Raw genomic sequence first — 20,681 nt, 5'->3', positions numbered from 1 at the left:
CGCGGAGCGGGATACCAGGCGCTAGCGCCTGGAAATGCAAGGGAATTCGCACAGCGAATTCAAAAGCATTTCCGGAGTTTCGCGAAACGCTTACGCGTTTCGCGAATTCCCCGCACAGCGGGGAATTGCATTTCCGCTTACGCTCCAATGCTCGGGGGAATTCCGAGGCGGGTAGAGGGCGTTCGCTTGCGCTCCCGCCCTGCCGGTTACAAGCAGCGGCAACAGGAGGCGGGCTGATGATGCATCAACTCTGCTGCCAGGTAGAACCCCGAACCGGTCACCACCACCCCACCGAGGCCGGCGCCGCGACAGGGGTGAAGGGGATGCGGGACTGCACAAACCTTCCACAGTGCGGCAACTGACGCTCCGACAGTCCGTCACGCTCGCCACCCCTTCATGTCGCCCCGCCTTGCTCAACCTCATGCAACCGCGTCAACCGTAGCACCCTTGCCTGTCGGAGGAGCGAGTATCAGCCGAACTGCTGTCCTGATGCATCTAGCCTGTACATCACATGATGCAGCGGGTAGGATCACGAACAGATCCCCACCCGCCCCGCTCTCGAACGGAGACACTCACAATGGCGGCAGAATTCACCCTCCGTCCCCACCAGATTGAGGCAGTCGACGCCATCGTGACGGGCCTGGACATCCCTCCAGGGAAACGCATTCCCCCGCAGGGACTGCGGGGGACCGTAGTCAGCGCGTGCGGCACGGGAAAGACGTTCATCGGTGCGGCGGCGGTCAAGCGTCTGGTTCCGCATGGGCGGGTTCTGGTGCTGGTGCCGACGCTGGAATTGCTGGCGCAGACAGTCAAGGAATGGCGTGCTTTCGGGCATCTGGGTCCGGCGGTTGCGGTGTGTTCGATGGAGGACGATCCGCGTTTGTTCGCGCTGGAGGTTAAATCCACGACGAGTGCGCCGCAGTTGGCGCTGTGGCACGGGCAGGGGCCGGTGACGGTGTTTGCGACGTACGCGTCGCTGCCGGTGCTGATCGAGGCGCACCGTGGCGAGTACGGGCTTCCGATGGATGTGTGGGACCTGGTTCTGGTGGATGAGGCGCACCGGACAAGTGGGTCGTTGGGTAAGGCGTGGGCGGCGGTGCACGATCAGGAGCTGGTGCCGGCGATGCGGCGGCTGTACATGACGGCGACTCCGCGGATTTGGATGGAGCGGCCGGCGCCGCGGTGGCGTCGCGGGGAGCGTGCGAGCGGGGAGGAGCCGGTGCATGACCCGTTGCCGGAGGAGATGGCCTGTTCCATGGACGATGAGGCGGTCTACGGGCCGGTGCTCTTCGAGCTGGACCTGTCGGAGGCCATCGCGCGGGGGCTGCTGGCCCGCTACCAGATCGTGGTTGCCGAGCTGCGGGACGAGAGCCTGACTCCGGAGCGGTTGTATGGCGAGGAGCGGTACGAGGAGACGGTGCGGGGCGAGCGCCTGGCGGTCCTCCAGGCCGCGCTGTTGGAGACGATGTCCGAGCATGACCTGACGCGCTGCATCACCTTCCACCACCGCACCATCGAGGCGCGCGCCTTTTCGGAGGGGCTGGAGCGGGCGGCGAAGCGTCTGCATGCCGAGGACGCCGGCCGGTACCCCGAAGAGGTGTGGGCGCAGTGGTTGTCGGGTGAGCATGACGCCGATGTGCGGGCGGATCGGCTGCGTGCGTTCGGTGGTCGTGCCGGGCGTGCAGTGTTGTCGAATTGCCGGGTGCTCGGTGAGGGTGTGGATGTGCCGTCGGTGGATTCGGTTGCTCTGATTGATCCGAAGGGTTCGGCGGTCGATATTGTGCAGGCGATTGGTCGGGCGTTGCGGCAGAAGCCGGGCCAGGGGAAATTGGCGACGTTGATTGTGCCGGTTTTTCTAGGGTCGGATGAGACGGCGGAAGACATGCCGTATTCGATTTCCTATCGGCCTTTGGTGAAGGTTCTTTCCGGTTTGCGTGCGCATGATGAGCGGGCCGTTGAAATGCTGGCGGTTCCGCAAGAGGGAATGCAGCGTAAGGGGCAGGAGCCTTCGTATCTGGGCGAGGCGCCTGCGGAGGGTGAGGAGGAGGAGCGGGTGCTGCTCCGGTTCGGTGCGCACCGGGACCCTGCCCTGATTGCTCGGTTCGTCCGGTACAACCTGTTGCAGCCGGAGCATGCCAACTGGAAGGCCGGCCACCGGGCCGCCGTCGCCTACCGCAGTCGGACGGGGCATCTGTCGGTGCCGTACGAGCACCGGGAGCTGACGCCGAACGGGCACTCGTTCCCGCTGGGTCGGTGGCTGGCGGATCAGCGGCGGGCGGTGCAGGCGGGGACGATGGCGGTGGAGCGTGCGGCGGACCTGGACGAGCTGGGGATGGTGTGGGAGCCGTCGGAGGTGGCGTGGGAGGAGAACTTGGCCGCGGCCCGTGCCTACTTCACGGAGACCGGCACCTTGGCCGCTCCGGTCACCGCAACGGCCCTGGACCGTCCGGTGGGTCAGTGGCTGGCCAACTGCCGCAAGAAGGGCGGTCTGGGCAAGGACCCGGCCCGGGCGCGCCGGCGTGCGGAGCAGCTGGCCGCGATCGATGAGGACTGGCGGCCGGTGTGGCCGGTGGACTGGCAGCGGCACTATGCCGGTGTGGGCCGGCTGGTGGCGCTCGGGGCGGACCTGGCGGACATCGTGCCGGGGGTGACGTCGCAGGGGGACGATGTGGGGCGGTGGCTTCAGCGGCAGCGCGAGCACGTGGTGTGGCAGGGCCTGGCGGAGGGCCAGCGCGAGCGCCTGACCGCCTTGGGTGTCACGCCGCTGCCCCCGGAGCAGGAAGCGCCCGTGAATGCGTCTCGGGGCGGTTCAGCGGCCTTCGAGCGGGGCGTTGCGGCGCTGGCCCAGTACAAGGCCCGCACGGGCTCCCTGACGCCCTCCAGGGGGCACGAGGAGACCGTCGTGGTCGACGGCGTGGAACACGTCGTGAAGCTGGGGGTGTTCCTGTCCAACCACAAGAGCCGCCGGGCCAAGCTCACCGGCGACAAACTCGCCGCACTCGCCGCACTCGGACTGGAGTGGGCATCGGCGTAGCGAGGATCGCAGATCCTGTGTGGGGCTGCGCCGGACCGGCAGCAGCCCCACACTGTGTCAAGCACCTGCCCTGACGGGCTACTTCTTGCGAATCGCGCCCGTTGCTATCCAGTGGACCAGCAGAGCGGCGGTGTGTACGGCGGTTTCGGCGGCTTCCTGTGTCACTGGTCGACTCGTAGGGCCGCCTGCGTGACGGTCGCGCTGGCCATGCCAGAGAAGGTTGAGAAGTTCGACCACTGCATTGATCTCTGCGGGCGCCCCTGATCGGTCATGCACGACCATCTCGTACTTCTTCCTGCCCTGGTCAAGGTTCGACCGCACGGCCCCCAGCGTGGGCTCAGGTGATTTAGGAAGGAAAATGGGGTTCGCTACGGCTTCTACCGCTTTGATGGACTGGGAGTAGGCAACACTGGGGTTGGGATTGATCCCATAGGCAGCGGCAAATGCTTCCCGGAGGTGCGCGCTTGCGCCCTGAGTCTGCTTGTCCGCAGCCTGCACCGCGGCCTCCAGCGACTGCCTCAAGGTCTCATCAACTCTGCGGCACAACCCGTTCTTTTCCGGGTTGATCATGTAGGCCGATCCTCCTTCGAGAAGGATGCGGTCCAACTCATTGCGGAGATCGCCGACAGTAACCCCGTTGTACCTCCCCGATGAGAAGGGGCTGACGTCCGCGAGACCCGCCAGGAGCGCATCGATGATTTCGATGAAAATCATCGGGTTGCGGCTGTCCTGGTAGTTGGCGAGCATCCCCTCCGGGGATTGGCTGTTGAGGACTTTGGACGGCAGCCGCAGGCGCAGGCAGACGAGGCCAACGAGGTTGTAGTTGCGTAGGACTGTGATGGACCACTGCCTCAAGGGAACAGACAGATGATCAGGAAGCTCTTCGTAGAGGGCTTCTGGTTCTTGTTTGCCGTTGAGGCGGTCCGTCAGCCGCCGCCATGTGCTTGTCACGCAGACGAGTGTATTTCCGCACCACCTTGCTCATCCTGCGGTTTTCCTGTTCGGCTACAGGTCCTGGACGGCGCGCAGGGCGGCGTCCACGCGGGCCATGGCCGCGGTGTCGACGGGACCGAGGAGCTTGGCGCCGTCGAACCGCTCGGTGCGCAGCTGGACGATGTTGACGGCGACGGCGGTACAGGGGAGCGGGTCGCCGATGACGACGGACATGGCAGTGTCCGGGTAGCGGCCACTGTCGTGCAGCACGATCGCGAGGACGGCGCCGTACGCCTCTTCGAGGCCCGTCAGGCTGATGACCAGGACGTTGCGGCCGTCGGGGAGTGCCCAGATTTCCCCGCGGTTCACAGGGCGTCGCCCTCGCCCGCCAGGTCGTCGCCGAGACCGAGCGTGGCAAGTTGCTTCGCGGCGTCGAGCGTGGCGGCGCGGCGGGCGGCGCGCACCACGTAGGCGTTCACGGACAGGCCGGCCTCGGAGGCGGCGGCCCGGATGGAGGGGGCGAGGTCGTCGGGGACCCGCAGGGTCATCGTGGTGACAGACATGACAGCAAGGATAGACACCGGCTGGTGGTGGCGTAAGGCGGTGGCGTCTAGTCGTCGGGGGCGGTGCCGATCCAGGCCACGCACTGGCCGTCGCGAGTGGTCCCCCAGTGCGGGGCGGTGGTGTCGTGCCCGGTGTCCAGGACGCAGATCCGCCCCCACTGGCCGTGCTTCGCGGGGCAGACACGTGCGAGGGCCGCTAGGTCACCGTCCCGTACGGCAGCGTCGTAGCGCTCCTGCCAGGCATGGAAGGAGGGGCGCAGCTCTGCTCCGAGGCGGTGTTCCTCCTGGTCGATCTGGTCGCGCAGCCGGGCTACGGCCGGGTCGGCGAGGATGGCCTTCGCGGCGGTCTCCCACTTCTCCCACGGACTCATCTGATGGCCTTCCAAGGTCACTTCCGGTTCGCGGAGAGGGCGGTGTCGGTGATCTGGTTGAGGAGATAGAGCATCCGGTCCGCGCGCCCGGGTGCGAGGGCCACGGGCCGCGCGCCGTCCTGGTGGACCTCGCCGCGCCACGCGGTGGCCAGCATGGACATCTCATGGACGTGCCCGTGGGACTGCAGGGGCCAAGCGGCGCCCTGCGAGCGCAGCCCGGCCGACAGGTCGTCCAGGTCGCGGTGGCACCAGATCAGCACGGTGAGCTTCGACAGGACCGCGGCCAGGACGTCGGCGCCCGAGACCGGGTCGCCGGCGCCCGGAGGGATGCTCTTGGCGCGGGCGGAGACGAGGCGCAGCAACGGTTCGGCGAGGACCCGGCCGTTCGCGCCAATGACGGTGACCTTGGCCGCCGACGGGCTACGGCGAGTTCCCGCCGGAGTGTGGCCGCGCTCGGTGTAGTCGACGTGCAGCACGCCCAGCGGCCGGCTGCTGTGGCGCAGCAGGGCGCGGGCGGTGCGGATGGCGGCCGTGCGGTCGCGGGCGGCTTCCTCCTGGCGCTGGCGCAGGGTGCGGATGTGCCAGCAGGTCGGGCACAGCGCGCCGTAGGTTTCCGTCGCGATGGGGGCGCGGTCGGGGCGGGCGCCGCAGTCCGCGCACACGCGGGCTGCGGGGTCGGCGCGGCGGCGGGCGGCGGCCAGTTGCGCGGCTGTGGACGCGGTGGGTACCGACTGGTCGATGCGGTACAGGGTGAGGGTGGCCGTCCGTCCCAGTCCGTCCCGGCCCTTGACGGTGGCGGCGGGCGGGCCGGGCCGGCGCGGGAAGTCCATCGTCTTCAGCTGGGTCTCGGTGGCGTAGATCCCTGCGGGAACGTCCTGCCAGGACGGGAAGTGGGGCCGGCTCCGGCCGGGGCCGGCCCCTGTGCTCGTGCCGTCGTCCGTGGGGGCTGTCGTGGGAGTGGTGGTGTCGTGCAGGCTCGCCATCGGGTGATCTCCCTGGTCACTAGGTCGGGCGGATGCTTGCTGTGCAGGTCGAGCGGTGTTTGAGTGAGATGGAGGTCAGGCCCCCGGCAATTGGCGTGCCGGGGGCCTGACCTGTGTACGGCGCCCCACCAGGAGGCGGCCCACTCGCGTACGGTCGCGGTGACCGCCGTACGAGCGCTCATGGATCCCAGTCTGTCCGGTAGACGCCCCTGGGGATCCGGCGGTCGCTCCAGCTCAGTGATGGACGTCCAGCTCGGCGAGCAGCGACGGGTTGACGATGCGGATGATGGCCTCGATGTCGTCCCGGTTCGCGGCCGGCCACAGTTCGGCGCGTGCGGAGCGGTACTTCGCTGCGAGGCGCTCCCGCTTGTCGGCGGGCAGCTGCGCGGCCCGGTCCGGGCGGGAGTTGTGCGCGTTGTCCGAGATCTTCACGAGTGTCGCCTGGGGGTCTGCGGTGATGCGGCGGATCTTTTCGGCGTAGGCCATCCCCGCTTGGTTGGTCACCGCCTCGACGATCTCGATGACCCGGGCCGGCACCCCTGCCTCCCGCAGGCGCTCGGCGGTCCAGTCGGTGTCTTCCAGAACGTCATGCAGCAGGCCCGCCATGACGAGTTCGTCGCCGAACGGGCTGAGTCCGGCGGCCACGGCCCGGACGTGCTCGATGTACGGCACTCCGATCTTGTCGGTCTGCCCGGCATGCGCGCCGTCGGCCAGAACCTCGATCTCACGGACAGAGGCCAGGGCCTCCGCCGCCTCCTGGTCGTACGCGGCCAGCGGGCTCGTGTCCCGGTCGTTGAGCGTGCTGTCGCTGTGGGTCATGGGTGCGTGTCCTTAAGGGAGTTGGGGTGGGTTTTCAGAACTTTGCGGCAATGTAGTCGATACCGGTCAGTTCCACGTCCAGGTTCCCCGCGCGGGTGCCGCCGTCGCGGAAGTAGAGCTCGCCCGCAGCGGCGGCCAGGACCTCGTTGGGGCTCTCGCCGGAGCGGCCGGCCTGCGCGTCCAGGAGGCGCCCCGCCCACGCGGGCGGCAGGTGCACGGTGAGCAGCCGCTCGCGGGATTCGTCGGTGGTGCCGATCGGCGCCTTGTAGCCGAAGGTGGCACGGAATTCGACGGTCATGCCGCTCTGTGCGGCGGCGCGGCGCCGGGCGCGTTCGCGCACCCGTGGCTGCCAGCGGGAGCGGACGGCGTCGTTGATGCGGTCCTGGATGCGGCGGGGCGGGTGTTTGCGGGCGCCGCGGCGGTAGCGGTTGACGGAGTCGGCGGTGATGCCGAGTTCGGCGGCGACCGCGCGGGCGGTGCCGAGCTGGCGCAGCAGGTAGTTGATCTGGCCTTTGAGGGTCTTGGGCGGGTCGGCGGTGAAGGCGTGACGCCCGGCTCTCTCCAGTGCCTGGTCGATCAGGGCGTCGTCCTGGCCTGCGGTCTGGGGGCGGATGGTGCGTGCCACGGTTACTCTCCTTCGTCCCAGACGGCGTCGGTGCCCTTGATGAGCTGTGCGGGGTTGTGGCCCTGTTCGATGAGGTCGACGGCCCAGGCCATGGTCTGGACGCCTTCGAGTTTGACCAGGCCGGGCTGGACGCCGAGGCGGAACGAGCCGGGCAGCGGCTTGCCGCTGGTGGTGTACGGCAGGACGTCCAGCGGGCTGCGGCCGGGGCTGGGGTAGACGACGCAGTCGGAGAGGACCGCGATCGGGTAGAGGCCGGCGGAGGCCATGTGGCGCATCTTGCGGTGCATGTTGACGCGGGCCTTGCTGATGACCGCGGCGCGGATGTCGGGGCGCCAGGTCGGGCGTTCCAGCTGCGGCCAGCGCTCTCCCTTGACGTAGTGGAGGCCCTTGGCCCGTACGCGGAGTTTGCCGATGCCGCCCTTTGCGGTGGCCTTGACTGCGGCCAGGACCGCGAGGGCGCCCGGGTCCTGGTGGCGCAGCTGGTCCATCGCGGTCAGGAACGCGGTGTCGTCCATGCCCATGCGCACGCCGAGGTCGTCCAGGGTGGCCAGCAGTGCCGTCTTGAGCCGGTCGTGCCACGGGTCCAGGTAGGCGCCGGCCTCCCGGCGCAGGAACCCTTCCAGGGGGTCGACGTTGTGGCCGAGTTCCTGGGCGTAGGCCAGGGTGTGGGTCTCGTACCAGGCCGGGCCGGTCGGCCGCCGGCCGGAGGGGGTGAAGGGGTTGGGCAGGCGGGGGTCCAGCTCGATGTGGGAGAGGTCCGCAAGCCAGCTTCCGGGGACCTTCTTGTCGAACACCGGGCGCGTCTCGTGCGCGGGCGGGCACAGGCCGACCTGGAGGCGGGAGGTGGCGGCGAGGAACGCGGCGTTCACGTCCAGGCCCAGCGCGAAGGGCTGCAACGCCTCCTCGCCCGCGAGCAGGTCGATGTCCCGCACCCACTGGAACACCTCTTCGTCCAGGAAGCCCCGTTCCCAGCCCTGCGCCACCGGGTGCTCGATCGGGGCCTCCGGCGGGGCCGGGTCGATGGGCTCGGTGCCCAGGGAGCCGGGGTTGTGGCCGGAGCTCCACGCGCCGGACGCGGCCTCGCGCACGGGCCGGGTCGGCGGGCGCAGCGCGGTCATCAGCTCCAGGCCGTTGACGGCCGTCCCCCCGCGCGGGGTGATCACCCGGGCCGCGTACGTGCCCAGCACCCGGGCGATCTCCGGCGGGTCCATGGTGTCGACGCCGGGCCAGGAGCGGGTGTCCAGCGCCCCCCAGGACAGGATCGCCAGCTGGACGCACTGGCGCTGGCCGGCCTTCGCGGGACGGTAGATCCGGGCCCACGGGCCGAACCCCCGCCGGGTCAGCTTCCACTTCGCCCTGGCCACCTGCTTGACCACCGGGTGGTCGTCCGGCAGCCGGAGTCCCGCCCGCTGCTCGTGCCCCTCCAGCCGCTCCGGCAGACCCAGGCGCACCGCCGCCTCGGCAGTGAGGACTACCAGCGGGTCGGAGGGGCGGCCGTAGCGGTTCAGGGCGGGCGCGCCCACGGGCTGTTCCAGCGTCCACTTGACCAGCTGCGGGACCGTGGTGGCCGGGCAGTCCACGACCAGGCCGCCGACCCCGAACGCGGTCCCGTCACCGTCCAGGACCAGCAACGGGCCATGCGCGAACCGCGGGTCCACCTCCACACCCGCCCCGACCGCAGCCTTGCGGACCGGCCCCGTCTTGCGGACAGCCGGACGCGTGGGAGCAGCAGGGGCAGCAGCGGTGCCGGTCCCGGCCGCCGCAGCGGAAGACGACTGCACCGGCGGCTCGGGCAGCTCTGCCGGGGCAGCGGGTTCCTGACCGGCAGGGCCCTGGCCCACCGGAGCAGCTGCCGGGGCTGCGGCGACGGGCGGCGCAGTAGACGCCCCTTGCCCGGGCGACGCCGTGGGGGCAGTGGTGGCGGGGTTCGGGTACTTCGCGGCCCACCCCGCCAGCAGCCGCTGATACGCCTCCAGACGCGGCGGCCGCGGCTCGGAACGCCCGTTCTCCCAGTTCTTCACCGTCTGCGCCGTCGACCGCAACGCCGCCGCCAACCGCGCCTGTGTCACCCCCGCCGCCTCCCGCAGCCGCGCCCGCTCCGCAGGAGGCGGCAACGACGGCTCCTCCTCCAACAACGCATCCACCAGACCGAACAGCTCCTCCTGCGACGCTGCCATGCGCCTCACCTCCAACCACCAACCTAACAGGACGTTAGCCCTGGATTTAGCCATTCGATATAACTCACTCGAATTGAGGGCATGGAGGAGTGAGGCGACACAGCCGGGCGCCGGCGTATGCCCGCAACGGGACGGCAAGGGCCTGGGTCAGCTCCCGAGCAGCGGACCCGCGTGCAGGCACGCATCAGTGCCTGTTTCCGGGCCCCTGGGCATGAGGGCTCGGTAAGCTCGGATCAGGCGGGGCCTGGACCAAGTTGACCGCGGTGAACTTGAGAATGATCAAGCCCTCGCGGTCCTTGGTGGCCTCCGGGTGGCGTTGGTGGCCACCACCGGCGTACGGCGGTGGATCGGGGCCGGTCACCGGCGTGATGAGTACCGGTCCGGCGCGTCCAGGGCGTATCCAAGGCGCCGCTCGCTCTGTGTGAGCCTGTCCGCTCACACCCGGACGCCTGGCGGGCCAATCCGGGAGAGGTCAGCGCGGCTCTTCCGCGCCGGCGCCGGGCACGGGGCCAGAAGAAGCTGCCGTGTGCGTGTCCGGGGAGGCGAGGTAGCGGGCGCACAGGTCCGCGCCCACCGCGCAGCGCATGGGACCGCAGTCGTTGCAGTGCATGAGGTGGTCCAGGTATGCGGCGTAGTGAGCACCGTACAGGTAGGCACCCCAATCGACATCCATGCGTCCGCTCCCCCGCGCCCGTCATCCCTCTTCACCACTCACGCTACGGCGCCGCCGATGCGCTGGTGTGCAATTGCACGCCTCGTGGCTCGAATGAGACGGCTGGGTCAGGCGGCACGGAAATCGTGAGCCGGGCCGCCGCGCCACTCCACCCACCGTGAGTCATCCAGAACAGCTTCCGGGTCCTCGATGCCGGCGGCTTCAAGAAAGACCACCAGGTCGTGATCGCTGTGGGCGGTGCCGAGGATTTCGTCCCGGCCGGGCCGGTGCACCGTGACCCGTCGCCCCCCGGAGATCGAGGGCCGGTGCACGACGATGGGCGCGCGGGTCACGCCTCCAGGATGCTCCTGGCGGCCCGGAAGTGCGAGCAGTGTGTGCGGGGCCGTCAGCGGCCGGTGTCGTTGATGCCGGAGACCAGCTGGCCCACGAAGTCCAGCACGCCCTGCCCGAAGGCGGTCGGCGCGACGACGATGCCGAAGACCAGGACGATCAGCACCGTCAGCTTTTCGTCGTTGCGGCTGCGCGCCTCGGTCCGTCGGCGCAACCGCACCACGATGATGACCGCCAACAGCACGGCAACATTGATGGTTAGCACGCACAACCCCCACCAGCTCAGCGAACGCCCCTGGTCAAGGTTGTAGCCACCATGCACAGCCCAGACATCTGCGTCGTACAAGGTTGGCCGCATATATCCGCCAGATCGGCCGGATCGGCAATCTTGCCTCCGGGCTCAGGCCCGCTCACCGCTCAGCGCGTGTCAGACGGCGCGCAGTGTCCTACCCCAGCGTCGGACTGCCTTGGCGTCGCAGTACTCGCACAACGGGGAGCCAGCGCCGGAGCCGTATTTGTGGGTCGGCCGGCGGCACGTGGAGCAGGGGCCGATCTGGTCGCTGGGGCACGTGCGCGCTGAAGTGTCCGGCTCGCTGGTGGGCGGTACAGGGGCGGTCATCGGGTTTCCTCGCCGGTCCGGCGGCCACGAGCAGCCGCTTCGAACGAAGGATAGAACGACAGCGACGATGCCCCCGGCAGGCCGGCTTCCTGGGCCGCCGCCCGCAGGTCTGCGGCGATGCCCTCCAGCGTCGCCGGGACACGGCATCGAGGACGGACCGCCATCCTGTCGTCCCAGCACAGATCCACCCAGCGCGGCCCCGCCCCCGTGAAGCACACGACCCGGGCGGTGGCCGCAGGGTCACCGCAGACCACGCAGGACCGGGGTGGCGTTTCCTGGACGCGGGCCAGCGTCTCTCGCCGCGCAGGTGGAGGCGGTGCCGCTTCCAGGCGGGCGGGCTTGATGCCGTGGCAGTCGAGCAGGTCGGCGGGCTCCATGTCGTCTCTCCGTTCGCCCACCCCTGGATTGCTGCAGGACCACCACAGCATAGGATCGAACACATGAACGATCCAGCGCGTCTCACACTGCTCCGCTTTTTGGAGCGCGTGCAGCTGCGGGACCTGGACCGCACCCGCCGCTGGATCGCTGAGGAAGAACGGCGCGAGGCCGAACGACAACGCGGCATCGAGGAGAAGCCGGCCCCGCCCGCCTGGCTTCTGGAACAGGGCCTCAACAAGGGCAGCCCGCCCGTCTACGTCCACGTCGGCGGCTGCTGGAACACGGGCACGCGCAGCAAGGGCATCGACCAGGAACAGGCCCGGCGCGCCCTCGCGGACGGCGTCACGGCGTGCTCGCACTGTCGGCCGGACAGGGCGCTGCGCATGTTCGACTAGGCGAGACGTGCCTTACCGGGGTGCTCCGGTGACGACCAGGGCGCCGTCGCCGTCCCTGCGGGTCTCGTGGACCGTGAGCGGCGGGGACTGATACAGGAGGGTGCCGCCGCGCCACAGTTCGAAGGTGTACCGCGTTGCGCGCTCCAGGTCGCGTCGCTGCTGGGGATCGGCGTCGGGCAGGACCAGCTCCACGAAGCCCAGCCCCTTCCGGAGGGTGCCCTGGCAGATGATGCCGCCGGTCATGGTCACAGCCAGAGTGTCGGCGACCACGTGCACGGTGTCTGCCTTGATGGGGCGTGTGCCCGGGAAGCCTGTCATGCCGGCGCTCCGGCTCCTGCGAGGTGTACCTCCGCGAGCGGCTCCCATGTGATGTGGGCACCGTCGTGCCACTGCTCCACCAGGTGCAGCCGGTCGACGTACACCGTCGCGGACAGCGGCCCTGCGACATCTGCCAGGGAGGCCTTGACGGCGATAGCGTCCACGTCCTCCGCGCCCTCGGTGGTGTAGGCGACCGACATGTGGGGGTAGCGGCTCCGCGCGGCGGTGAAGGGCACACCGCTGCCTGTCATAGCCTCAGTCACGGCCGTGCCGAGCTCGGCGAACGGCTGCCCTGGCCAGCCGCTGATCTCCACGGCGACCGGGCCGACCGCCGGCCGGTCGAATGTCAGCGTGAACGGCGTCACCGTCTGCGCGTACTGCCGGACCGTGTCCACCAGCCCGTCCGTGTCAACCGCGCTACGGCCAGCCCCAACGGCGTGCAGAAGCGTGCAGTGCATCCACTGCGGCGGCACCGGCTGAAGCCCCGGCCGACTCACCACCTCCGCGTACGGCACAGTCAGAGCACGGGCCTCTGCCTCGGTCGGCAGGAGGTGCCAGTGCAGATCACGCCGCCCCGCCGGCCAGACCCGCCCCACCCGCGTAAAGAAGTCTTCCACCCTCAACACCTTCTGCATCGCCCGGACATGGGGCATTGATTCTCGCCGAACGCTACGCCGGACCGCGTGCCGTTCACGCCTCGCCGGCCGCCACCGCGGTTGTCTGTCCGACTAGGCGAGACGGCGCTTGAACAGGAACGAGTAGTACGTCGGGATCCCATGGTGGTCCGTCGCGACCGCATGGTGCACGGGCTCCCACCCTTGTGCTCCCCAGTCCGCCAGCGTCGCGTTTACCTGCTCATCATCCGGAGCGGGGAACGATACGAACTGGTACTCCCACTGGTCACTCATGAACCTACCTTGCCCCGTATCGGCGGGCCGCAGCCGCCGTGAGACAGACGGCGAGTGCGGTGCAGGGGCCGCAGCACTCGGCAGCAGCCCCTGCCGTCTCGCCGTCTAGATCCTCTTAAGGCACGTGGCCGGCACCTGGCCGCCCCGGACTACTCTCCAGATGTGGCCTCCGCGACCGCACTTGCGGTACGCCGGACCGCTCTGCGTGCGGGCGATCGCCTCCACGCATGAGCGCACCACGTCCCCGCGGTAGAGGTAGCGCACCACCGGGGAGTCGGGCGCTGCGACTGGTGCATTGCCCTCCGGCATCCGGACCGCGACCTTCTTCCCTGTGACCTTCCACTTGATGGTGCATGCCTTGGCGGGCGCGGTGACCGCCGCAGCAGGAGCCGGGGTGGCATCAGCTGTTGGGGCGAACAAGGCGGTAGTGGCGAACGCGGCTGCCGCAGTGGCGGCGATCATCAGTCGTGTCACGTCCGACCAACTTTTGACGTCCGGGGCAGAGTCACGGGGTCTGCTTGATGATCACCCGCTCGGGGTGATGCGGGAGCCAGACCTTCCCCACCGTCATGGTTGTTGCTTCCAGCGCCAATTCAGTTAGTAAGGTAGCGCCATGACAGCTCCGTATGACCCCGGTGATCGGGAAAAGGTAGTGGCCAAGCTGCCTGCCGAGCTTCGTAAGGAGCTCAAGGTCCGCGCTGCCGAAGTGGATACAGACATTCAGGACGCCGTGACCCATGGCGTGGAGGCGTGGCGCAAGTCAAAGTCCAGGGGCCGGCCCCTAGTCGATACGACGGGCGGCACGTCGTTCGCGACGTATCTGCCGACGGGGCTCTACGACAAGTTGAAGCGCGACTGCAAGGCTCGCGGAATCTCATACAACCAGGGCATCGCCCAGTCGATCAGGCTGTGGTTGAACGAGCACCCCTCGCCACGACCCACACCTCAGCGGGTCACCGGAGCACGGCGCGTCATCTTCGGCAATCAGAAAGGCGGCGTGGGCAAGACATCGGTGTCTGCTGGCGTCGCTCAGGCACTGGCGGAGTCCGGCCGCCGCACGCTGCTAATCGACTTCGACCCACAGGGACACCTGACAAAGCAGTTCGGCCATCCCCTCATCGATATCAATGAGCCCAGCCTGGCGAAACACATGCTCGGTGAAGTCAAGGACGGTGCACTCGCCGACCTACTGGTGCCCATAAAGGGTGGCGACTTCGAGGATCACCTCTGGCTACTGCCGGCGTGCAAAGACGCCTTCCTGCTAGACGCCAAGCTCGCCACAAGCCGCTTTGTGCGAGTGAAGGAGACGGCGCTGGAGAAGGCGCTCGAACCGTTGGAGCATGACTTCGACTTCATCGTCGTGGACTGCCCACCCAGCCTCGGCTACAGCATGGACACCGCGATCTACTACTGCCGCACCCGAGACGGCGAGTCGGAAGGCACCTCCGGCATCGTCATCCCCGTGCTGTCCGAGGACTCGTCGGCAGACGCCTACGACATGCTCGAAGAGCAGATCGAAGATCTGACTGCAGACCTGGACGTCGCCATCAGCCAGCTCGGTTTCGTCGTCAACATGTACGACAGCCGCAAGGGCTACGTGGCCACCTCCTCTCTGGATGAATGGAAGAAGGTTGGCGAGCCTCCCGTCCTTGCCGTAGTTCCAGAACTGAAGGATCAGCGGGAGGCGGTACGGGTGAAGGCCCCTCTCCTGGCCCACGCCCCCTACTGCGAGCAGGCTGAAGCAATGCGATCGATCGCCCGGAGGATCAGCGGATGAGCGTCGCCGACAGGCTAGGAACTGGCTCCTCCTTCAGCAAGACCCGACGCAGCGCCCGCGGCCGTGCCAAAGCGGTTACGCAGGGAGACGTCCCTGTCTATGAGCTGGTCCGGCTGCAACTGAACGAGGTCTCCCCCACCCCTCTCAATCCCCGCCGGAACTTCGGCACTGACGAGGACAAGACCCGCTTCGGCGAGGAACTGCGGCACGCGCAACTGGCTGCATGCGTCGCCGTGTCACGCTCCGCCTATCTCGCACTGTGGCCCGACCATGAGGACCGGATCGGCGAGGCTGCCCACGTCCTGGTCAACGGCGAGCGTCGCTTTCACAGCGCCGTCCACGTCGGCCTGGACTCCCTCGACTTCGTCGTCCGCGACGACCTGGCGACCAGTCGCGAGGCATTCATCAACCACCTGCTCAAGGAGAACCTCGAGCGGGAGGACTTCGACGTCATCGAGCGCGCACGAGGCGTCGAACAACTGGTGACTGTGTGCGCGGAGCAAGGAGAGCGCGGAGCCAGGACCCGGGCGGCTGAGCAGCTCGGGAAGGACCGTTCATGGGTAACCAACCAGCTGGCGCTATTGGAGCTACCTGGCGAGCTGCAGGCAATGCTGAGCGCCGGCTCCCTCCCCGAGCGAGACGGGCGAACGCTGGCCCGGTATGCCAGGGAGAACCCTGGTCTCGGTGCGGCCACACTCCTGGATCATCTGAAGGCCGCCAAGGAAGCCTCAGCCCTCGCGAAGGCTGAGGAACGGCGCAAGCTCCTGGCGCTTCAGGCCGGGAAGAGCGAGGACTTGTTGTCCGCGGACAACAAAGAGGGACGCTCGACGCCCGCAGCGCCAGTTCCACCCAGTAGCGCTGCGGCCGATCTCAAGGACGGCAGTTTGTTGTCCGCGGACAACAAACCAGCGGAACGCCCCGCTCCCACGGCAGGAGATCCCGTATCGGCGGCCCCGTCCGGTGCAGAAGCTTCTGTGCCTGCACAAGCCAAAGCTCACGAAGACCCACCGCGTACCTCGCACGCGGATGCGCCAGCCGACGCATCGGTGAGTGATCCACTCGTGGCCCTGGAAGCCTGCGTGCGACAGGCCACCGAGTTCGCCAACAGCATGCAGAACCTCGCCGCAGTGCACCGTGACGCAGCTGCTGTGGATCGGGAGAATGCGGACAGGCTGATCGGGATCCTCCGTGGACGAGTCGAGCGTGTGCTCCATCGGCTCCCCGACGACGTGCGGGGGCTCTGACCACCGACGCTTTGTTGTCCGCGGACAACAAGTCATCGGGTGCACAGCGAGGAACTTGCCCAATTGGGCAAGAATGATCTTGGTAGTGCTCGCCCCTAGGCTGGCAAGAACGCAGAAGGCCCCTGCCAACCCGGAGACCGGGTAGCAGGGGCCTTCTGCGATGTACGACGCGGCAAGGGGCCTGCCCCTCGTCGTCTGCAGGTCAGTGGACCAGTTCGATGCCGATAGCCAGGCACCCCAGCCGTTCCTTCTCGGGCGGGTAGATGCGCCGGATGTTGGCCAGTTGCTCTTCACGGGTCGCTTCGGGGTTCACCTGGGAGGGGCCTTCGGTGTCCAGAAGGGCCTCGAACGATGGGTACTCAGCGACCCGTGTGACCCGCGTCAGGCATGACTGGTCGGTCCCTTTCACCGCGAAACGGATCAGGTCACCGGTCGCTAGGCCGTCGAACTTGGGGTACTTCACCCGGACCTCTCGGGTCTTGCGGCCGGCGGCCACAAGGTCGAAGTACTGGGGGTACAGGTTCAGTTCGAGGACGCGGGCCGAGGTGGTGCTCATGCAGTCGGGCTCCCTTGGGGTACGGACATCAGCCGCGACAGTTCCGCGGCCGAGTATGAGCGGAAGAAGTGCCGGGGGTGGGAGAGCAGCAGCCCCGCCAGGTGCAGCAGACGGTCCGCGAACTCCCCGACGGTGCCGGGCCACTTCCGGGTATCGAGCATCCAGGGCTCAGCGCCTGCGGGCAACGCCGCGTCCCCGGATCGGATCAGGCTCTTGGACAGCTTGGCGCCCGTCTCTGCGACGATCATCGGGCAGAACAGCCGCGCGGGCAGCTGGCCCTGGGACAGGCCCACGGCCTGGAGGGCGCCGTCGACCAGGAGGCTCCCGGGCATCCAGTCGGTGCCCTTGACCATCACCTGGAGGACATCGGGCTCGGCGAGCGCGGCCAGCTCCTTGACCAGGTTCCGGTAGAGGGTGGCGAGGTCGAGGTAGCCGCCGCCGGTAGGCGTGACCATGGCCGTGTAGGGGCCGTGGTGCAGGCAGACCGCCGACACGCGGGCCAGACTGCGGCCAGCCATCTCTACGTGGGTGCGCTCCGCGTACTTCTCCGCCCACCCGCAGGACTGCGGGCAGGGCACCCGCACATGGGGCACTCCCGTGGAGGGAGCCAGCCACAAGCGGGCGGCCTCCAGGCGCGGCAGGACGCGCAGCCATGTCTCCCGGAACAGGCTGCTGGCCTGCTGCTGCGAGTACGTCTCCACGCCGTACGGCACGGCCAGTCGATCCGACAGGGCGTCGAACAGAGGCCGGTAGAGGGCGTCGACCAGGCTGGTGATGCCGTCCATGCCGAGGGTTTGGGCGTAGGCCCGCTGGTAGCGGTGGCCCGTTACGGGGTCGGTGATCAGGGTGTGCGGCGCGTTGTCCAGTGCCGAGAAGCGGACCTCCACGGGCAGGCCGTGGCGGTCATGGAGCCGGGCGGCGGTGGCGAAGGCCATCGACTGCACCAGCGAAGTGCCGGCGTGCGGTGCGCCGTTGATCTGGGTGCCCACCACCAGAGCGATCCGCTGCGGCTTGCCGGCGCGGATGCGGGGGGCGAGGACGTCCTCTACGTGCGTCAGGGCGTTCGCGAGGACGGTGTTCGGGCTGATGAGTGTCACGGTGTTGCCTCGTCTCGTGTCGGTGACCGATGGCTGCGTGGGCCGGGCCGGTGAACGTGGACGGGTCGAACAAGGGGGCTCAGTCGTGCCGCAGGCCCGCCTCGGGGAAATCGAGGCGGACCTGCGGCACTGACTGCCGGGAGGTCGCGGTTACAGCAGGGCGACCGTGGCGGCGAGAGCGAGCAGGGCGAGGGCCGCCAGGGTGCAGTTGATGGCGAGGCGCAGCCCACGGAACTTCGCGACGGCGATAGCCGACAGGACTCGGATCTGAGCGGCGCGGGTGTCGCTGTGCATGGTGGCCCGGACAGTGTCGTCGTCGGTCAGGCGTGCCCAGTACGGGAAGGACGCGCGGTCGTCGCCGCGCAGCGCGGGGCGGACGACCAGGAGCAGCAGCACGGCGGCAGTGCCCAGAGCGAGGACGGCGAGCGCACCGACGGCCTTGGTCGCGGTGGGTAAGTCATGGCTGGCGATCGTGGCGAGGCCGGCCAACGCGGCCCCGTTGAAAGCAAGCAGTAGGGCGGCCTTGCTGTCCGTGCGGCTGATCTCGCTTGTGACGGCGGCGCACGCGGCGTCCAGGTTCTTGTCGGCGGTGGCCTCGGGGGTGGTGGTCATGCGGTCGCTCCTTCGATGATGGCGGCCAGGAGAGCGACGACGTCGGCCTTGTAGGGGTCGGTGAACAGTCGGTGGTCGCTGACGTCAAACGGTGCGAACCGCACGGAGACGCGGTGTCCGGGCACGAGGGTGGTCTCCCGTCCGTCCAGCGCGGCGGTGATCCGGTCGCAGTCCTGCTGTGCGTGGCGGGTCTGGGTGTACGGGCCGATGCGCAGCACGGTGTGGCCGTCGAGGCTGTCGTCGCGTCGGCGGGCCTCGATGTAGAGGGCGTAATGCGCGGGGGCCATGCCGACGTCGTCGGGCAGGTCGAGGCCGGCGGCAGCGTGAGTGAGGACGGCGTAGGCCGGGTTCCATACGCCGAGGATCTTCGCTGTCTCGCAGCGCAGCCAACCATGCTTCCAGCGGCGGGCGCTGTAGAGCGGGTACGGGCCATCCGGGTCCTGGAGGGCTACGGCGATGAGGTCGGGGCCGTGGTCGTCGCCGGGTCGGGTGTGGGCGCGCTCGATGAACGGGCCGACGTGGACGGCGATGTCCTGCGCGCTGCCTGGGGTCCAGGGCTCCGGGGAGCGCAGGGCGGCGAGCATCACGCGGAACGCGTCGACGGCGGCCTGGTCCTCGGGGGAGAGGCCGCCACGGGCGTGGCCACAGCGGCGGAACATGTGGCGGATCATCGGACGGTCATGCCTTCCTGCTCGGTGGTGTGGAACGACGGGCTGCCCGGCCCGTCGGGCACGCTGCTCGTGGAGGTGCGGCGCTGGCGGGGGCAGTGGTGGGTGCTCACGGCTGGAAGCCGGGCAACTGCTGGAACACCCTCCGGACCAAGGCCGGCGTTGGCTTCCAGGGCACGACCTGGCCGCGCGCGGGAACGGGCAGGGGCAGCTCCTGGACGTCGTCGAGCACGAGATGCCAGGCCCCGGGGTGCGCCCATTCCGAGCACGGCGTGGACCGGTCGGTGTCCTGGTGGCAGTCGGTGATCCGGGCGACGCCGAGGACGGCGCCGGTCACCAGCTGGCGGTCGCGGATCGTGCGGGCCACCAGCGGGAGGCGCCGGGCGTGCTGGTCGATGGTCTTGCTGGCGTGCAGCAGCACCCAGCCCGGCTTCCAGGGCCGGGGCCGGTTCTCCACGCGCTTGGCGCCGGTCAGGATGGCCGCAGCGTAGGGCTGCTTCACGCTGATGCCGCGGATCCAGTCGCCCTCGGGCAAGCGGGCCTGGCTCATGAGGAGTCGTCCTCTCGTGTCGTGACGGTTCGGTGAGTCGGTATTCCGCTTGCGCGCGGGGCGTGAAGGCGGAACGGGGGTCGTAGGAGTGCCGCCTGCGCGGGCAGGTCATGGGGTGACGTGCCGGGGGCACACTGAAGAGCGCTGCGGTCGCCGGGACGGTGTCCGCAGCGGTCCGGGGCGGTCGCGTACGTCTGCCGATGCTGCCGCCGTCCCGGGCCCTCGCCCTTGCCGATGAGTCACGCGGCCAGCTGATGCGCGGGGCGGGGCGCGATGTAGGTGGAGGGGTCGGCCGGCGTGCCGTCCCAGCACTCCAAACAGCAGCCCAGAGTTTTGAGCGGCAGACAGAACATGTAGCGCCGGCGGCAGGACGGCACGGGACAGGTCTGTCTCGCTGCCATGGCCCGGTCCAGCGCCCATTCCTGCGCGAGCGTCGGCACCCGTTTGGGCCGGGCCACCCGCAGGTCGTAGAGCCACGCGCGGCTGCGGTGGGTGCAGGACCACTGTGGGACGTAGCGGCAGCGCGCACAGCGCAGGATGGCCACCGGCCTGTGCCCTCCGGGACTGACGTTCCGGTCCCGCAGCTGCCGCCGGGTGGCGAGGTGGTCGGGGCAAGCGCCCCGGTCGTACTCGGGCAGGCCCTGAGCGCCGCGCGGTAACCGTTCCGGAACATCACGGCGGGGGCATGCTCGCTTACCCATCAGCGTCGCCAGGCGCCGGGCAGACGCCGGGGAGGCTGCGGGTAGCGGGGGCCGGGAACGGTGGGGCGGGGGCGGCCGATGCGGCGGCGCGGGCGGGGGATGAGCACGTGCGGTACCTCCAGACGTCGGTGTACAGCGCTGCGCCCCGTCAGACCGAGAGCCTCGGTCTGACGGGGCGCAGCGCTGTGGGGAGCTGTCAGGCGGTGGAGCCAGGGGCCGTGGGTGTGCGGTGCGTTCCGGGAGCGGAGGGCGCAGGCGTGCTGTGGCCCGGGCGGGGATGAGACGGCTGCGGGTCGGCTGTGCCACCGAAGTGGCTGCCGAGCATGTAGCCGAGCACCAATCCGGCGACG

The 20,681-nt window shown here is 69.1% G+C and carries 25 protein-coding genes; 4 read left to right on the top strand and 21 right to left on the bottom strand.

What is annotated here, in order from left to right; genetic code table 11:
* Window positions 1-577: 577 nt before the first annotated feature.
* Complete coding sequence (locus tag IE258_RS38700) at window positions 578-3,034, top strand: DEAD/DEAH box helicase (protein ID WP_189750485.1); 2,457 nt, start codon at window positions 578-580, stop codon at window positions 3,032-3,034.
* A 78-nt stretch (window positions 3,035-3,112) separates the two neighbouring features.
* On the opposite strand, the gene IE258_RS38695 is transcribed toward IE258_RS38700, so the two are convergent.
* The 12 genes from IE258_RS38695 to IE258_RS38640 all read right to left on the bottom strand — a co-directional run bounded on the left by IE258_RS38695 (window position 3,113) and on the right by IE258_RS38640 (window position 11,504).
* Window positions 3,113-3,985, bottom strand: coding sequence for a hypothetical protein (locus IE258_RS38695; RefSeq protein ID WP_189750484.1), 873 nt, complete (start codon window positions 3,983-3,985; stop codon window positions 3,113-3,115).
* A 54-nt stretch (window positions 3,986-4,039) separates the two neighbouring features.
* Window positions 4,040-4,336: a hypothetical protein gene (locus IE258_RS38690; protein WP_189750483.1), complete on the bottom strand. Its 297-nt coding sequence runs from the start codon at window positions 4,334-4,336 to the stop codon at window positions 4,040-4,042.
* On the bottom strand, window positions 4,333-4,530 hold the full coding sequence (locus IE258_RS38685; protein WP_229892711.1) for a toxin-antitoxin system HicB family antitoxin: 198 nt from the start codon (window positions 4,528-4,530) through the stop codon (window positions 4,333-4,335). Before IE258_RS38685 ends, IE258_RS38690 begins: the two co-directional genes overlap by 4 nt.
* Before the next feature lie 47 nt (window positions 4,531-4,577).
* Complete coding sequence (locus tag IE258_RS38680; protein WP_189750482.1) at window positions 4,578-4,901, bottom strand: hypothetical protein; 324 nt, start codon at window positions 4,899-4,901, stop codon at window positions 4,578-4,580.
* A 17-nt stretch (window positions 4,902-4,918) separates the two neighbouring features.
* Window positions 4,919-5,884: a hypothetical protein gene (locus IE258_RS38675; RefSeq protein WP_189750481.1), complete on the bottom strand. Its 966-nt coding sequence runs from the start codon at window positions 5,882-5,884 to the stop codon at window positions 4,919-4,921.
* A gap of 234 nt (window positions 5,885-6,118) precedes the next feature.
* Window positions 6,119-6,625 (bottom strand): HD domain-containing protein, encoded by a 507-nt coding sequence (locus IE258_RS38670; RefSeq protein ID WP_189750489.1) that lies wholly within the window; start codon window positions 6,623-6,625, stop codon window positions 6,119-6,121.
* Window positions 6,626-6,737: 112 nt separating this feature from the next.
* Window positions 6,738-7,328: a telomere-protecting terminal protein Tpg gene (gene tpg / locus IE258_RS38665; RefSeq protein ID WP_189750480.1), complete on the bottom strand. Its 591-nt coding sequence runs from the start codon at window positions 7,326-7,328 to the stop codon at window positions 6,738-6,740.
* Between the two features lie 2 nt (window positions 7,329-7,330).
* Entirely contained in the window at window positions 7,331-9,505 is a 2,175-nt protein-coding gene (gene tap, locus IE258_RS38660; protein ID WP_189750479.1) for a telomere-associated protein Tap, read from the bottom strand.
* 472 nt (window positions 9,506-9,977) lie between these two features.
* The gene (locus IE258_RS38655; protein WP_189750478.1) at window positions 9,978-10,178 is read right to left on the bottom strand and encodes a hypothetical protein; all 201 of its coding nucleotides are present in this window, start codon (window positions 10,176-10,178) and stop codon (window positions 9,978-9,980) included.
* Window positions 10,179-10,285: 107 nt separating this feature from the next.
* On the bottom strand, window positions 10,286-10,510 hold the full coding sequence (locus tag IE258_RS38650) for a hypothetical protein (protein WP_189750477.1): 225 nt from the start codon (window positions 10,508-10,510) through the stop codon (window positions 10,286-10,288).
* A 53-nt stretch (window positions 10,511-10,563) separates the two neighbouring features.
* Window positions 10,564-10,773 carry a hypothetical protein gene (locus IE258_RS38645; RefSeq protein ID WP_189750476.1) on the bottom strand — a complete coding sequence of 70 codons (210 nt, stop codon included), beginning with the start codon at window positions 10,771-10,773 and terminating at the stop codon, window positions 10,564-10,566.
* A 350-nt stretch (window positions 10,774-11,123) separates the two neighbouring features.
* Window positions 11,124-11,504: a hypothetical protein gene (locus tag IE258_RS38640; RefSeq protein WP_189750475.1), complete on the bottom strand. Its 381-nt coding sequence runs from the start codon at window positions 11,502-11,504 to the stop codon at window positions 11,124-11,126.
* Between the two features lie 63 nt (window positions 11,505-11,567).
* Between IE258_RS38640 and IE258_RS38635 the strand changes: the two genes are divergently transcribed.
* Window positions 11,568-11,900, top strand: a complete 333-nt coding sequence (locus IE258_RS38635; RefSeq protein WP_189750474.1) for a DUF6233 domain-containing protein — start codon at window positions 11,568-11,570, stop codon at window positions 11,898-11,900.
* 12 nt (window positions 11,901-11,912) lie between these two features.
* On the opposite strand, the gene IE258_RS38630 is transcribed toward IE258_RS38635, so the two are convergent.
* From IE258_RS38630 to IE258_RS38620, 3 genes are all read right to left on the bottom strand, one after another.
* A complete protein-coding gene (locus IE258_RS38630; protein WP_189750473.1) occupies window positions 11,913-12,218 on the bottom strand; it encodes a hypothetical protein in 306 nt (101 codons plus the stop codon).
* A complete protein-coding gene (locus tag IE258_RS38625; protein ID WP_189750472.1) occupies window positions 12,215-12,853 on the bottom strand; it encodes a 2'-5' RNA ligase family protein in 639 nt (212 codons plus the stop codon). The genes IE258_RS38630 and IE258_RS38625 overlap by 4 nt, the downstream gene beginning before the upstream one ends.
* 93 nt (window positions 12,854-12,946) lie before the next feature.
* On the bottom strand, window positions 12,947-13,126 hold the full coding sequence (locus IE258_RS38620) for a hypothetical protein (RefSeq protein ID WP_189750471.1): 180 nt from the start codon (window positions 13,124-13,126) through the stop codon (window positions 12,947-12,949).
* Window positions 13,127-13,739: 613 nt separating this feature from the next.
* Between IE258_RS38620 and IE258_RS38615 the strand changes: the two genes are divergently transcribed.
* Together IE258_RS38615 and IE258_RS38610 are read left to right on the top strand one after the other, a co-directional pair.
* On the top strand, window positions 13,740-14,903 hold the full coding sequence (locus IE258_RS38615; protein WP_189750470.1) for a ParA family protein: 1,164 nt from the start codon (window positions 13,740-13,742) through the stop codon (window positions 14,901-14,903).
* Complete coding sequence (locus tag IE258_RS38610) at window positions 14,900-16,147, top strand: ParB/RepB/Spo0J family partition protein (protein ID WP_229892710.1); 1,248 nt, start codon at window positions 14,900-14,902, stop codon at window positions 16,145-16,147. Before IE258_RS38615 ends, IE258_RS38610 begins: the two co-directional genes overlap by 4 nt.
* Before the next feature lie 202 nt (window positions 16,148-16,349).
* On the opposite strand, the gene IE258_RS38605 is transcribed toward IE258_RS38610, so the two are convergent.
* The 6 genes from IE258_RS38605 to IE258_RS38580 all read right to left on the bottom strand — a co-directional run bounded on the left by IE258_RS38605 (window position 16,350) and on the right by IE258_RS38580 (window position 20,331).
* The gene (locus IE258_RS38605; RefSeq protein WP_189750469.1) at window positions 16,350-16,703 is read right to left on the bottom strand and encodes an ASCH domain-containing protein; all 354 of its coding nucleotides are present in this window, start codon (window positions 16,701-16,703) and stop codon (window positions 16,350-16,352) included.
* Entirely contained in the window at window positions 16,700-17,800 is a 1,101-nt protein-coding gene (locus tag IE258_RS38600; RefSeq protein ID WP_189750468.1) for a hypothetical protein, read from the bottom strand. Before IE258_RS38600 ends, IE258_RS38605 begins: the two co-directional genes overlap by 4 nt.
* A gap of 150 nt (window positions 17,801-17,950) precedes the next feature.
* Window positions 17,951-18,412, bottom strand: coding sequence for a Pycsar system effector family protein (locus IE258_RS38595; protein ID WP_189750467.1), 462 nt, complete (start codon window positions 18,410-18,412; stop codon window positions 17,951-17,953).
* Complete coding sequence (locus IE258_RS38590) at window positions 18,409-19,071, bottom strand: hypothetical protein (protein WP_229892709.1); 663 nt, start codon at window positions 19,069-19,071, stop codon at window positions 18,409-18,411. The genes IE258_RS38595 and IE258_RS38590 overlap by 4 nt, the downstream gene beginning before the upstream one ends.
* A gap of 118 nt (window positions 19,072-19,189) precedes the next feature.
* The gene (locus IE258_RS38585; RefSeq protein ID WP_189750465.1) at window positions 19,190-19,630 is read right to left on the bottom strand and encodes an ASCH domain-containing protein; all 441 of its coding nucleotides are present in this window, start codon (window positions 19,628-19,630) and stop codon (window positions 19,190-19,192) included.
* 239 nt (window positions 19,631-19,869) lie between these two features.
* Window positions 19,870-20,331 (bottom strand): RRQRL motif-containing zinc-binding protein, encoded by a 462-nt coding sequence (locus IE258_RS38580; protein WP_189750464.1) that lies wholly within the window; start codon window positions 20,329-20,331, stop codon window positions 19,870-19,872.
* Window positions 20,332-20,681: the final 350 nt, after the last annotated feature.

It is taken from the genome of Streptomyces tendae (genome assembly GCF_014650435.1).
In the GTDB taxonomy this organism is placed as follows: Bacteria; Actinomycetota; Actinomycetes; order Streptomycetales; family Streptomycetaceae; genus Streptomyces; species Streptomyces tendae.
Note: the sequence above shows the minus strand (reverse complement) of the source record. Positions and strands in the feature narration are given on the sequence as shown.